This window comes from Segeticoccus rhizosphaerae (genome assembly GCF_005222685.1).
Taxonomy (GTDB): Bacteria; Actinomycetota; Actinomycetes; order Actinomycetales; family Dermatophilaceae; genus Segeticoccus; species Segeticoccus rhizosphaerae.
Window position 1 is genome coordinate 221505 of sequence record NZ_SWMA01000001.1, and the last position, 11746, is coordinate 233250.

At 71.1% G+C, this 11746-nt stretch carries 13 protein-coding genes; 5 read left to right on the forward strand and 8 right to left on the reverse strand.

Annotation, left to right across the window (positions count from 1 at the left end; translation table 11 throughout):
• Window positions 1-56: 56 nt before the first annotated feature.
• Window positions 57-1253 carry a PucR family transcriptional regulator gene (locus tag FCN22_RS01010; protein WP_137119662.1) on the reverse strand — a complete coding sequence of 399 codons (1197 nt, stop codon included), beginning with the start codon at window positions 1251-1253 and terminating at the stop codon, window positions 57-59.
• A 139-nt stretch (window positions 1254-1392) separates the two neighbouring features.
• Here FCN22_RS01010 and FCN22_RS01015 point away from each other — a divergent pair, with 139 nt between their 5' ends.
• On the forward strand, window positions 1393-3276 hold the full coding sequence (locus FCN22_RS01015; RefSeq protein ID WP_137119663.1) for an APC family permease: 1884 nt from the start codon (window positions 1393-1395) through the stop codon (window positions 3274-3276).
• Window positions 3277-3282: 6 nt separating this feature from the next.
• On the opposite strand, the gene FCN22_RS01020 is transcribed toward FCN22_RS01015, so the two are convergent.
• Both FCN22_RS01020 and FCN22_RS01025 read right to left on the reverse strand, forming a co-directional pair.
• Window positions 3283-3897 (reverse strand): TIGR03086 family metal-binding protein, encoded by a 615-nt coding sequence (locus FCN22_RS01020; protein WP_137119664.1) that lies wholly within the window; start codon window positions 3895-3897, stop codon window positions 3283-3285.
• A gap of 5 nt (window positions 3898-3902) precedes the next feature.
• Window positions 3903-4934, reverse strand: a complete 1032-nt coding sequence (locus FCN22_RS01025; RefSeq protein WP_274381525.1) for a sigma-70 family RNA polymerase sigma factor — start codon at window positions 4932-4934, stop codon at window positions 3903-3905.
• A 206-nt stretch (window positions 4935-5140) separates the two neighbouring features.
• Between FCN22_RS01025 and FCN22_RS01030 the strand changes: the two genes are divergently transcribed.
• Both FCN22_RS01030 and ligD read left to right on the forward strand, forming a co-directional pair.
• A complete protein-coding gene (locus tag FCN22_RS01030) occupies window positions 5141-5530 on the forward strand; it encodes a VOC family protein (RefSeq protein WP_137119665.1) in 390 nt (129 codons plus the stop codon).
• A gap of 10 nt (window positions 5531-5540) precedes the next feature.
• A complete protein-coding gene (ligD, locus tag FCN22_RS01035; RefSeq protein WP_137119666.1) occupies window positions 5541-6506 on the forward strand; it encodes a non-homologous end-joining DNA ligase in 966 nt (321 codons plus the stop codon).
• A 25-nt stretch (window positions 6507-6531) separates the two neighbouring features.
• Here ligD and FCN22_RS01040 read toward each other — a convergent pair whose 3' ends face one another.
• The gene (locus FCN22_RS01040) at window positions 6532-7161 is read right to left on the reverse strand and encodes a winged helix DNA-binding protein (RefSeq protein ID WP_137119667.1); all 630 of its coding nucleotides are present in this window, start codon (window positions 7159-7161) and stop codon (window positions 6532-6534) included.
• A 335-nt stretch (window positions 7162-7496) separates the two neighbouring features.
• Here FCN22_RS01040 and FCN22_RS01045 point away from each other — a divergent pair, with 335 nt between their 5' ends.
• Together FCN22_RS01045 and FCN22_RS01050 are read left to right on the forward strand one after the other, a co-directional pair.
• Window positions 7497-8030: a response regulator gene (locus FCN22_RS01045; protein WP_137119668.1), complete on the forward strand. Its 534-nt coding sequence runs from the start codon at window positions 7497-7499 to the stop codon at window positions 8028-8030.
• Window positions 8031-8111: 81 nt separating this feature from the next.
• The gene (locus FCN22_RS01050; RefSeq protein WP_137119669.1) at window positions 8112-8498 is read left to right on the forward strand and encodes a hypothetical protein; all 387 of its coding nucleotides are present in this window, start codon (window positions 8112-8114) and stop codon (window positions 8496-8498) included.
• 75 nt (window positions 8499-8573) lie between these two features.
• Here the strand turns inward: FCN22_RS01050 and cspE are convergent, their stop codons facing one another.
• The 4 genes from cspE to FCN22_RS01070 form a co-directional block, all read right to left on the reverse strand.
• Entirely contained in the window at window positions 8574-8777 is a 204-nt protein-coding gene (gene cspE / locus FCN22_RS01055; protein ID WP_137119670.1) for a transcription antiterminator/RNA stability regulator CspE, read from the reverse strand.
• Window positions 8778-8945: 168 nt separating this feature from the next.
• Window positions 8946-10067 carry an NAD(P)/FAD-dependent oxidoreductase gene (locus FCN22_RS01060; RefSeq protein WP_137119671.1) on the reverse strand — a complete coding sequence of 374 codons (1122 nt, stop codon included), beginning with the start codon at window positions 10065-10067 and terminating at the stop codon, window positions 8946-8948.
• Entirely contained in the window at window positions 10064-10597 is a 534-nt protein-coding gene (locus FCN22_RS01065) for an isoprenylcysteine carboxyl methyltransferase family protein (RefSeq protein ID WP_137119672.1), read from the reverse strand. The genes FCN22_RS01060 and FCN22_RS01065 overlap by 4 nt, the downstream gene beginning before the upstream one ends.
• Window positions 10598-10607: 10 nt before the next feature.
• The gene (locus FCN22_RS01070) at window positions 10608-11693 is read right to left on the reverse strand and encodes a type III polyketide synthase (protein WP_137119673.1); all 1086 of its coding nucleotides are present in this window, start codon (window positions 11691-11693) and stop codon (window positions 10608-10610) included.
• Window positions 11694-11746: the final 53 nt, after the last annotated feature.

Here is an 11746-nt window from a genome sequence, read left to right on the forward strand (position 1 = left end):
CCACCCGGGGTGGGAGCGCGCCAGACCGGCGTTGCTCCCGCCCGGGCCCCGCCGGATCACCGCCCCGCGCCGTGCCCGTTGGGTCCGCCCGGACCCCCGATGAGCGGCGCCATCGTCAGGCCCAGGTGGAGCACGAGCCGGTCCTGCCCCCGGGACAGCGTCAGGCCGGTCACCTGCTCGATCCGCTGCAACCGGTGATAGACGGTCTGCCGGTGGATCCGCAGCGCCTCCGCCACCGCGTGCACGTTGCCGCCGGTGTCCAGGTAGGTCGCTGCCGTGTGGACCAGGTCGTCGTCCCCGCAGTCGAGCAGGCGATGCACGGAGTGGTCGAGGACGGCGCTGGACAGGGCTGCCTGGGGACCGCACGCGAGCAACCGGTAGACGCCGAGCTCCGGCCACACCGCCACCGGGCGCAGCGCCGAGACGGACTGGGCGGCCTGGCTGGCCAGCCGGGCCTCCTGCCAGCTGCCGCGCGCCTCGCTGAGGTCCGGCCGCGGCGCGCCGATGCCGGCGACGACGTCGACCTGGGCACCCGGCGGCAGGCGCTCGGCATACAGCTCCCTCGCCCGTTCGGCGACGGCGCGCGCGGGTCCGAGGTCCTGGCCGTGCAGCGGCACCACGAGCGTGGTGTGCTCGTCGCCGGCCCAGGCCAGCACCGATCGGGGCAGGCTCCACAGGTTCATCGGGACGGGCTGGGCGGCCCCCTGCGTGGCCAGCCGGAGCTCGACCGCCGCCACCGGCACGCCGCGGGCGATGATGCCCCGGTCGTCGATGTCCGCCGCCGCGATCTCGGCGATCTCCGGTTCGGGCGACAACACGTCCTGGAGCTTGAAGTCGAGCTCCTCCCGGACCCGCACCTGCTGCGCCAGCAGGGCGCCGGCCCGCTCGGCCAGGGCGAGGGCGCTCTGCTCCTGCGCCGCGTCGTGGTCCGGGTTCTCGTCGAGCAGCCACACGTAGCCGTAGGTGACGCCGTTCCACCGGGCCGGCAGGCACAGCCGGGGCAGCACGCCCGACTCGGGCATCGCCGGCACCCGCACCGGCTGCTCGCTGGTGGCGATCCCGAACTGCTCGAACAGCGCTCGCACCGCGTCAGTCGAGTGCCGCTCCAGGATGGACTGCTGTCGGATCTGGTCGATCTGGGCGGCATGCTGCGAGCAGAAGGCGATGAGGTTGAAGTCGCGGTCCTCGAGCGTGGCCGGGCCGCCGAGGATGCGGGAGACGTCGTCCACGATGTCCTGGAACTCGGGCCTCATACCGTCCTTCGCCGCCCATCCGGAGAGCAACCTCCGTGCAGCAGTGTCGCAGGTCGTTGTGCACTTGTCTGAAACTCGCCGTGAAAATCTGTGACGCGTGTCCGCTGCAGCGGAGTGTGACGAGGAGCACTCTGGGGGGATGGCAGATGTAGAAGAAGATGCAGGTCTGGGTCAGTTCGAGTCAGCCGACCTGGGGCTGAAGCGCACGATGTCGTTCACGCAGCTGTTGCTGCTCGGCGTGAGCGCCCAGATCGGGTCGGGCTGGTTGTTCGCCGTGCTCTCGGCCGCCGGTGTGGCGGGGCCGGCCGCGATCCTCGCCTGGATCATCGCCTCCTTCCTGGTCGGTCTGATCGCCCTCGCCTACGCCGAGATCGGCTCGATGCTGCCCCGCTCGGGCGCCATCGTGCGCTACACCTACCTGACCCACGGCTCCTTCGCCGGGTGGATCATCGGATGGGCCTACTGGCTGTCGGCCGTGACGATCCCGCCGATCGAGGCCATCGCGGTCATCACCTACCTGGGTGGCAAGTGGCCGTCGATGAACTTCCTGACCAAACAGAACGGCGTCGACATCCTCGCCTGGCCCAACGGGATCGTGTTCGGGATCCTGTTGATGATCCTGTTCTTCATCCTCAACTACTTCGGTGCCAAGTTCCTGTCCGAGTCGAACCGGTGGGTGACCATCTGGAAGCTCGTCCTGCCGACCCTGACCTTCCTCGGCCTGTTCTACATCCTCGACAGCAGCAACTTCCATGCGTTCGGTGGCTTCGCGCCGATGGGGGTGGCGCCCATCTTCCACGCCATCGCCTCCAGCGGAATCATCTTCTCCCTGCTGGGATTCCGCCAGGCCCTCGACTACGGCGGCGAGGTGCGCAACCCGCAACGCAACGTGCCGCTCGCCACCTTCGGGTCGATCGTCATACCCATGGTGATCTACACCCTCCTGCAGGTCGCCTTCATCGGCGCGATCCGCTGGGCCAGCATGGGGCTGTCTCCCGGCGACTGGAACCTGCTCGAGACCGGGTCGTGGGCCGACGGACCGTTCTTCCACGCGCTCGACTCCGCGAACCTGGCCGCCCTGACCGCGCTCGGCACGCTGCTGTTGATCGACGCCGCGGTGTCACCGCTGGCGACCGGGTGGGTCTATCTCGGCACCGCCACCCGCACGGGATACGGGCTGGCCGTCCACCGCAACATCCCCCCGATGTTCCAGAACAACAACAAGTTCGGCATCCCGTGGATCGCGCTCATCGTGTCGACCGTGGTCGGTTGTGTCTTCTTCGTGCCGGCGCCCAGCTGGTACCAGCTGGTCGGATTCATCAGCGCCGCAGCAGTGCTCACCTACGTCATGGGTGGCGTCGGCCTCCCCGTGATGCGCAAGACGGCACCCGAGCTGCCGCGTCCGTTCTTCCTCAAGGCGGCCGGTTTCTGGTCGCCGGTCGGCTACCTCGCCGCAGTCCTCATCCTCTACTGGGCCGGCTTCTCCACCCTCGCCAACGTGTTCACCGCGACGTTCATCGGGCTGCCGCTGTTCGCGTGGTACTACGCGTGGAAGCACGGTTGGATGGCGCCGACTCCCGCGGCCGTGCTGGGCGCGGTCTTCATGGCGGCCTGGATCTGGATCGCCCGGGAGGGCGGCTGGGTCCTGACGGCTTCGGGTGGCCAGAGCAAGGGCGGCTGGTCCTTCTGGACCTACTTCATCGCCTTCACCGTCGCGTTGGTGGCGTTCTGCGTCATCATGTGGGCCCTCTCCAACGCCGAGGGACGCCTGCACATCGAGCGTTCGGCCTGGCTGCTGTGGCTGTTGCTCGGGACCGTCCCGATCTCCTACTACGGCTTCTACGGTCCCCTCGACAACCCTCCGCTGGCGTTCCCGTGGGGCACCCTCCTCGAGATGGCCCTCGGCCTGACGGCCTACTACTGGGGCGTGCGCAGCGGCTTCGCCACCGACGAGATCCGTGACATCGTCGACTCCCGCGGCAGGGGCCGGCCCAAGGAGTTCGCCGAGTCGGGGCCCGTATGACGTGACTCAGGTCGGCGCGTCGCCCAACCGCCCGCCCGGCTCCGGGGGGCTCCTGCGCCCGAGGAATCCCAGCAGCCGGTCGCTCGGTGACCCGGAGGGCGTCACCGGCGGGGCGAACCGAGCCGGACGGTCCGCGTCGGTGACCAGTCGGGGAGCCAGGTCGAGCAGTTCCTCGGCGAGCGCGGAGGGCAGGGGGGCGTCGTGGCCGCAGGCGGTGGCGACGTCCCAACCGTGCACCGCGACCTCCAGCGCCCCGGCGGTCGCCGTCAGTGCTGCCGACAGGGGAGAACCGGCGATGGACACCAGGGCCGCGCCGTCTTGGTGGGTCCATCCTCCGAGCACCGAGCAGGCCCGCGTCCGGATCCGTTCCAGCAGCAGGCCGACCGGCTCGCCGTCTCCCGGTGGTGACAGGGCGACATACCCCCGGTCCGTGGCCTCGAGCAGGGCCTGCAACGAGTCGTCCATGTGACGCAGCAGGGCCAGCAGGTCCCAGTCGGAGCAGGGTGTGGGCCGGTCCAGCAGCCGCGGTGTCACGAGCGCCAAGGAGCCGCGCGTGTAGCCGATGGACCGCTCGAGCAGGGCGAGGGCCGCCTCCAGCGAGGCGGTCCGACCGGTGGGCACGTGGCTCAGGCGCCCGGACGCGTCCCCGCCGGCAGACGGTCCGGGAGGCCGAACGTGGCGAAGAGCGACGTGTCGAAGAACGCAGCCACGTGACTGACCCCGTCCTTGGTGAGGGTCAGGACCTGCAGGTGGAACGGCGCGAACGTGCCGTCCTGCGTCCGCATGTAGAGGCCGAAGGCGGGCTGGCCGTTCGCGGTCGTCGCGACCATCGGCATGTCCTCGCGCTGGCCGGGGCACTGGCCGCCGATCAGCCGGCCGATGTTTTCGGCGCCCTGGTACCAGCCGGTGAACGGCGGCATCTCCCACACGGCGTCGTCGGTGAACATCGCGACGATGGCGTCGACGTCCTTCTCCCAGAACGCGGTGACGTAGCGGTCGAGCAGCTCCCGCTGCTCCGGTGAGGTGGGTTCGGCGAGGGCCTCCTCGCGCGGCGAGGCATCGGCCAGCTGCTTGCGGGCCCGCTGCAGGGTGCTGTTGACCGCGACCGTCGTGGTGCCGATGGCCTCGGCCACCTCGGCGGCCCGCCACCTGAGGACATCGCGCAGGACCAGCACGGCGCGCTGCCGGGGCGGGAGGTACTGCAGGGCCGCGATGAAGGCCAGCCGGATCGTCTCGCGGGAGGCGGCCACCTCGGCCGGGTCGGCCGAGATGCTCCCGACCACGGACTCCGGTGCCGGCTCCAGCCACGGCACCTCGGCACGCTCGACGAGCGGGTCCGCGGCATCGCTGCCGGGCGCACCCAGCCCGGTGGGCAGGGGCCGCTTCGCGCGGCCCTCGAGCGCGGTCAGGCAGACGTTGGTGGCGATCCGGTAGAGCCAGGTGCGCATCGAGGAGCGTCCCTCGAACTTGTGGTAGGACCGCCACGCCCGCAGATAGGTCTCCTGCACCAGGTCCTCGGCGTCGTGGACCGAGCCCAGCATCCGGTAGCAGTGCGCGGTCAGCTCGCGGCGGTAGGGGTCGGCCAGCCGAGGGAACTCGTCAAGATCCACCGGTGGCGTGTCCGTGCTCTGGGGTGGCGTGCTCGTGGTCTGGCTCACGTGGGCCTCCTGGGTCCTCGTCCACTCTACGGCTCGTGCTCTGGTTGGTGGACTCCTCCGGCCACCAGAACTCATCGCTTCCGACCGGGGGTTCTCGCGGATGACCAGGGGGACGATGACTTCCCGTGCCGGAGCGGTCTGTATGGGCACCGGACCCCATCGAACGTGGTGGGGTGACGCCACTACACCGAGAGGGTGCCCCAGCCATGGCTCGCACAATCTTCGTCAACCTCCCCGTGTCGAACCTGACGAGGTCCATCGACTTCTTCTCCCGCCTGGGTTTCGAGTTCAACACCGCGTTCACCGACGACCGGGCTGCCTGCATGGTCGTCAGCGACGAGGCCTACGTCATGCTGCTGGCCCGCGACTTCTTCGCGACGTTCACCCCTGCGCCGGTGGCCCAGCCCGACTCACGGGGTGAGGTCATCCTCTGCATCTCGGCACAGAGCCGCGACGAGGTCGATCGGCTCGTCGCCACCGCGCTCGAGGCCGGAGGGCGCTCCTCCCAGGACCCGATGGAGGACGGCACGATGTACGGGTGGAGCTTCCAGGACCCCGACGGTCACCTCTGGGAGGTCATGCACATGGCCGCGTAGGTTGGGTGCCATGGCAGCCAGGACAGGGTCGTCTCCGGCGATCGAGCTCGAGGTCGGGGAGCGCACCGTGCGGATCTCCAACCCGGAGCGGGTCTACTTCCCCGCCCTCGGCGCCACGAAGCTCGACCTCGCGCGCTACTACCTCGCCGTGGGCGACGGCATCGTGCGCGCGCTGCGTGATCGCCCCTGCATGATGCACCGCTTCCCCGAGGGCATCGAGGGGGAGAAGGTCCACCAGAAGCGGCTGCCTCGTGGTGCCCCGGACTGGGTGGAGACCGTCCGCCTCCACTTCCCCCGCTACGACCGGTATGCCGACGAGCTGTGCGTCACGGAGCTCGCCAGCGTCATCTGGGCCGTGCAGATGTCCACGGTCGAGTTCCATCCGTGGAACTCCCGGCGGGACGACACCGAGCGCCCCGACGAGTGGCGGATCGACCTCGACCCGATGCCCGACTGCGAGTTCGACACGGTCCGACGGGTCGCGCACGTCGTGCACGAGGTGCTCGACGAACTCGGGATCGTGGGGTGGCCGAAGACCTCCGGAGGGTCGGGGATGCACGTCTACGTGCGCATCGAGCCGCGGTGGGGATTCGACGACGTGCGTCGCGCCGCGCTCGCCTTCGCCAGGGAGGTGGAGCGCCGGGCGCCCGACGACGTCACGACGACCTGGTGGCGCAAGGACAGGGACCCGCGCAAGCTGTTCGTCGACTACAACCAGAACGCCCGGGACCACACGATCGCCGCCGCCTACTCGGTGCGTGGGTTTCCCGACGCCACGGTCTCGACGCCGATCACCTGGGACGAGGTGGACGACGTGCAGCCGCGTGAACTCACCATCGCGACGGTGCCGGAGCGGTTCGCGCGGCGCGGCGACCTGCACGCCGACATCGACGACACGGCATACGCGCTGGACAGCCTGCTGGAGTGGGCCGACCGGGACGAACGGGACGAGGCGGGAGACGTCGACGAGGGCTGAGCGAGTGTGACCCGGCCGCCCCTGCTCAGCAGGTGCGGATGTCTGGTGGCCAGTCGGCCGGCCCCGGATCCGCCGTCTCCACCAGGTCCGCCGCGTCGTCAGTGTCGTCAGTGTCGTCGGTGGCAGCCGGAACTGCCTCGAGGCTCGGCCGCGGCGTCTCCTGGCCGCCGTCCATGACCGCTGCCAGTGCCTGGATGCTGGTGCGCAGCTGGCTGGTCTGCCGCTGTCCGAGGGCGAGGACGACGGCCTCGAGCACCCGCACTTGGATGCCCTCGGCCTGTTGCAGCGCGGCGCCGCCGAGGTCGGTGACGTGGAGCAGCTGCGGGGCGGCGCCCGCCGGGGCACTCGGGTGGCGGTGCCGCGCCACGAGACCGCGTCCCACGAGGGACTCGATGGTGGCGGTCGCGGCCTCGTCGACCTGCCCGGTCGCCGCCGCGACGGCTCGGACGTGCTCGGCACCCTGGGAGACCGACAGCAGGCTCTGCAGCTCACCCAGGCGCAGTCCGGTCAGGGACTGCACCTGCTGCAGCAGTCCCTCGCTGGCGCGGTTGATCACGGACAGGTCGTCAAGGAGCTCGAGGATGTCCCCGAGGCGCTCGCCGGGGACCAGGTCGACCCCCTGTCTGCGCTGCAGGCTCGTGCCCGGCTGTTCCATGGTGGTCGCTCCTTCGCGGACGGGGGGCGGGAGTGGGGTGCGCGCCGGGGTGGTCCGTCAGGGCCGGCTGGTGAGGCAACGTGTGCCGCCCGGCGAAGGTGCCCCGCCCGCTCGGGCCCGAGCCTGCTCGACACGGCTGAAGCCGCGCTGGGGCGAAGGAGCGCCGAGGAGGACAATGGCGGTACCCTCACGCGGGACCGCAGAGGGAACCGTCATGGTCACTGCCGTGCTCCACCGTGCTCGAGAGGGCTCGACAGGGTTCAACAGGGCTCGACAGGGCTCGACAGGGCTCGACACCATGATGATCGACACCGTGATCGCCAGGAGAGAATCGGATGACGTGGGTCTACGTGCTTGGAGGATGGATCCTCCTCGCCGTGATCGTGACCTTCGCCCTCACGCTCGTGTTGAGAGGGCGCCGGCAGTTCAACCCTGAACCGGTCCCGGGGCGCCGCGAGGAGACACCGGCCTACCGGCGCTCCGAGGACGCACTGGTGGCCCTCATCGTCGACGACCACGAGCCCCTGCGACGGGTGCTATGGAGCCTGCTCGAAGGAGATTCCCGGTTCGGGCACACCCTCGTGGCCAGCGACGGTGAGCAGGCGCTGGCGGCGGCGCGGGACCATGTGCTGGACGTGGTCCTGCTCGATGTGGACCTTCCGGTGATGGACGGGCTGGAGGTGCTGCCGCACCTGATCGCGCTGAAGCCGTCACCGGCGGTACTGCTCTTCACCGCCGAGCAGTCGAGCGATGTGCAGCACGCCGCCGACGGCCAGCAGGTCAGGCTGCTGGCGAAGACGACCCCGATCGACGTGGTCATCGACACGATGGCCGCCGCCGGATCCGGTCAGCGCGCCCTCGGCAGCTGAGGGCCTCCCCGCGCGAAACGCCCTCGCCTTCCCCGCGCCGGGGTGGGACGATGGAGGTGCCGTGCGGACCGTGGAGGAATCATGCCGGTGCTGGTGCTCTACGCGTTGTGCTGTGTCGCGCCTGCCCTGACCTTCTGGCTGGCCGACCGCCTGCTGCGTCATCCTCCCCGCCCGTCTGGTCGTGCGCTCCGCCTGCTGCGCCGGGAGCCGGACCCCCCGGTGGTGGGCCCCAGTCTGGAGCGGCTGGTGGACGACCTGCGGCGACTGGAGCGCGACTACCGGCGCATCGAGCGCTCGAACCTCCCCGCGAAGGCGCACCGACTCCAGGCCGTGGGTCTCGCCTACGACGACACGCTGCGGTGCTGCTGCACCGCCTTGGAGCTGCCGATGCCCCAGGCTTCGCCGTTGCGCTCGATCGACCGCCTGCAGGTGGAGGCGGACCTGGCCCAGCACGGACTGCTCTGGTGACCGACGCACGAACGCCCCGGCCGTGGTGGCCGGGGCGTTCGATGCTGAGTCAGTGCCCGTGGCGGGCGCCGAGGATCAGAGCGGGCGGATGTTCTCCGCCTGCGGGCCCTTCGGGCCCTGGGTGATGTCGAACTCCACCTTCTGGTTCTCGTCGAGCGAGCGGTAGCCGCTGGACTGGATCGCGGAGTAGTGCGCGAAGACGTCAGCCGACCCGTCCTCGGGAGCGATGAAGCCGAAGCCCTTCTCGGCGTTGAACCACTTGACCGTGCCTGTTGCCATGAATCTGTTTCCTTCGTGAAGCGTTCGGACGGACCCCCGGAGTGGGGCCCGCGCGTCGCGGTGATCGTGCGCCGCCTCCCGAGGGAACGCCGTCTGGGCAGGACTGGCCTGACTCAGCCGGACGGGACGTGCAAGCACTGCAACTACGCAGGGAGCCTATAGCACGAATCAGGTCGTGGTGACCGTCGCGGGCGGAGCACTTGGGGCGGCCAGGCTGTTGACCGCCCAGGCGAAGGCCCCGGGGCGGGCCTGCGCCCAGGGCACGAGGCGACGGCGCACCGGCCCCACCCGGGAGGCGGCGAGCAAGGAGTGGGTCAGGGCGGCGTGACGCCAGGTCACACTGCGCCAGCGGCGTTCGTAGGAGTGCGGATCGTCCACGACCATCGCCCTCACCGCGGCCCGGGCCTGCGCCAGCGCGAGCGCGATCCCCTCACCGGTGAGCGCGTCGACGTAGCCACTCGCGTCGCCCACCAGCAGCACGCGCCCGGCCACCCGGTGACGCGACCGTTGACGCAGCGGGCCGGCACCGCGCACCGGGCTTCGTGCCCCGCCCTGCTCGTCGGATCCGTATGCCGTGCCCCCGAGCCGCTCGACCAGTGCGGGAAAGGCGCGCAGCTGCTGGTCGAAGCCCTCCCGCCGGGAGGTGAGCAGGGCCACCCCGACGCTTTCCGCCGCCACGGGCGTCACGTAGGCCTCGGTGTCGCCCGACCAGTGCACCTCGACCCGGTCGGTCCAGGGCTCGAGCCGGAAGTGCCGGCGCAAACCGAAGCGGCGGGGGATCAGAGCCTGTGCCTCGAGGCCGAGCTGTCGCCGCAGGGGGGAATGCAGGCCGTCGGCCGCGACCAGGTATCGCGACCGCACCGACCGTGACGTGCTCCTGCCGACCGCTCCGCGCGAGGCCATGGCCGCCTCGACATCGACGCCCGCGTGGTCCTGGCTGACGCTGCGCGCAGGGGAGTGGAGGATCTCGATCCCCGCCCCGGCCACCGCCTCCAGCAGGGCGGCGTGCAGCACGGTGCGGCGGACCCCTCGGCCGGGGCCGGATCGAAAGACCGCCTCGACGCAGTGCCCCGCGTCGAGGTAGCGAATGCCCCGCAGCGGAGCGCCCTTCGGATCGATGCCGAGGTCCGCCAGCGCGGTCACCGCGGCCGGCATCAGCCCCTCGCCACAGGCCTTGTCGACCGGGCCGGTCCTGGGCTCGTGGACCACCACCGACAGTCCCGCCCGGACGGCATACAGCGCCGTCGCCAGACCGGCCGGCCCTCCGCCGACCACCTGCAGGTCGATCATGCGGCGCCCTCGGCCTCGGCGAGGGCCGCGTCCTCGACCCGGATGCGGACGGCGAGCAGCGCGGCGTTGAGCGCGGTGAAGACCAGGGCGGTCACCCACGCCGAGTGGACCAGCGGCAACGCGAACCCCTCGGTGACCACGGCGACGTAGTTGGGGTGGCGCATCAGCCGGTAGGGGCCGCCACGGACCAGGGGCAACCCCGGCACGACGATGACCCGGGTGGTCCACCGGTCACCGAGGGTGGCGATGCACCACCAGCGCAGGCCCTGGGCCAGCACCACGAGAACGAGCACGGTCCAGCCCAGGGCGGGGACGAAGTCGGGCCGTCGCCACCACACCTCGGCCAGCGCGCCGGCCAGCAGTCCGGTGTGCAGCACCACCATGAACGGGTAGTGGCTGCGCCCGCGTTCGATCCCCCCACGCTCGAGGCTGCGACGAGAGTGGGCCCGCGCCACGACCAGCTCGGCCAGCCGCTCGACCCCGACCAGGGCCACGAGCACGGTGAACAGGACCTCGCTCGTGTTGCCCACGGTGGCGACCTCAGCCGCGCAGCAGGACGAGCTCGAGGCAGAAACCCGGACCCATCGCCAGCATGAGCCCGTAGCTGCCCGGCCGTGGCGGCCGTCCCGCGAGCGTGTCCGCGAGGACGTGGAGCACGGAGGCCGACGACAGGTTGCCGATGCGGGCGAGCGAGTCCCAGGTCACCGCGAGGGCCTCTCGATCCACCCCGAGCGCCTTCTGCATCGACTCGAGCACCTTGGGGCCTCCGGGGTGGCAGACCCACCAGTCGACCTGGTCGCGCCGCACGCCGACGTCGGCGAGGAACTTCTCCACGTCATCGCCCACGAACTGCTCCACGAGGTCGGGCACCTCGGCGCCCAGCACGATCCGCAGACCGGTGGCGCCGACGTCCCAGCCCATGGCCCGCTCGGTGTCGGGGTAGAGCCGGCTCCGGCTGGCCAGCACCGACGGCCGTGCCGGGCCGGCCTCGCCACGCGGGGCCCCTCCGGCACCGGGATGGGTGTCACCGACCGCGACCACGGCGGCGGCCCCGTCGCCGAACAGGCCGCTGGCCACCAGATTGGCCGTGGAGGTGTCGTCGCGCTGGATCGTGAGCGAGCAGAGCTCGACGCACAGCAGAACCGCCACGTCGTCGGGGTGGCCGACCAGGTAGTCGTGCACCCGTGCGACGCCCGCAGCACCGGCCACGCAGCCGAGCCCGACCAGGGGCATCCGCTTCACGTCCTCGCGCAAGCCGAGTCGGGCGGCGATGCGGGCCTCGAGCGACGGCACCGCAAGGCCGGTGATCGTCGTGCAGGTCACCAGGTCGACGTCGCCCGGACGCAGGCCCGCCCCCTCCAACGCGTCCGTGATCGCGCGGCTGCCGAGCTCCACCGCCTCGCGCAGGAACGCGTCGTTGGCCTCGCCGAAGTCGGCGAGCCGGGCATACTCCGGGAGCGGCAGCGCCAGGTGCCGTGAGTCGACCCCTGCATTGCGGTGGAACCGTTGGAGCAGGGCGCCGTCCGCTCCGTGCGCGGCGACCACGCCGGCGAACGCGGCGGTGATCTCGGCCTGCGCGTAGCGGTGCTGCGGCAGGACACCGCGCACGGCCATGATCCGCGTCATGCATCGAGCCTACGTGTCCGCCCGGCCGACTGCCTCCCGGGCGCGTGCGGGAC

What these genes read in the sequence shown, in the direction of transcription:
- FCN22_RS01015 (WP_137119663.1), top strand. Translation starts at nt 1,393, where the DNA reads ATGGCAGATGTAGAAGAAGATGCAGGTCTGGGTCAGTTCGAGTCAGCC.
- FCN22_RS01040 (WP_137119667.1), bottom strand. Translation starts at nt 7,161, where the DNA reads ATGGAACAGCCGGGCACGAGCCTGCAGCGCAGACAGGGGGTCGACCTG.
- ligD (WP_137119666.1), top strand. Translation starts at nt 5,541, where the DNA reads ATGGCAGCCAGGACAGGGTCGTCTCCGGCGATCGAGCTCGAGGTCGGG.
- FCN22_RS01070 (WP_137119673.1), bottom strand. Translation starts at nt 11,693, where the DNA reads ATGACGCGGATCATGGCCGTGCGCGGTGTCCTGCCGCAGCACCGCTAC.
- FCN22_RS01060 (WP_137119671.1), bottom strand. Translation starts at nt 10,067, where the DNA reads ATGATCGACCTGCAGGTGGTCGGCGGAGGGCCGGCCGGTCTGGCGACG.
- FCN22_RS01010 (WP_137119662.1), bottom strand. Translation starts at nt 1,253, where the DNA reads ATGAGGCCCGAGTTCCAGGACATCGTGGACGACGTCTCCCGCATCCTC.
- cspE (WP_137119670.1), bottom strand. Translation starts at nt 8,777, where the DNA reads ATGGCAACAGGCACGGTCAAGTGGTTCAACGCCGAGAAGGGCTTCGGC.
- FCN22_RS01045 (WP_137119668.1), top strand. Translation starts at nt 7,497, where the DNA reads ATGACGTGGGTCTACGTGCTTGGAGGATGGATCCTCCTCGCCGTGATC.
- FCN22_RS01050 (WP_137119669.1), top strand. Translation starts at nt 8,112, where the DNA reads ATGCCGGTGCTGGTGCTCTACGCGTTGTGCTGTGTCGCGCCTGCCCTG.
- FCN22_RS01030 (WP_137119665.1), top strand. Translation starts at nt 5,141, where the DNA reads ATGGCTCGCACAATCTTCGTCAACCTCCCCGTGTCGAACCTGACGAGG.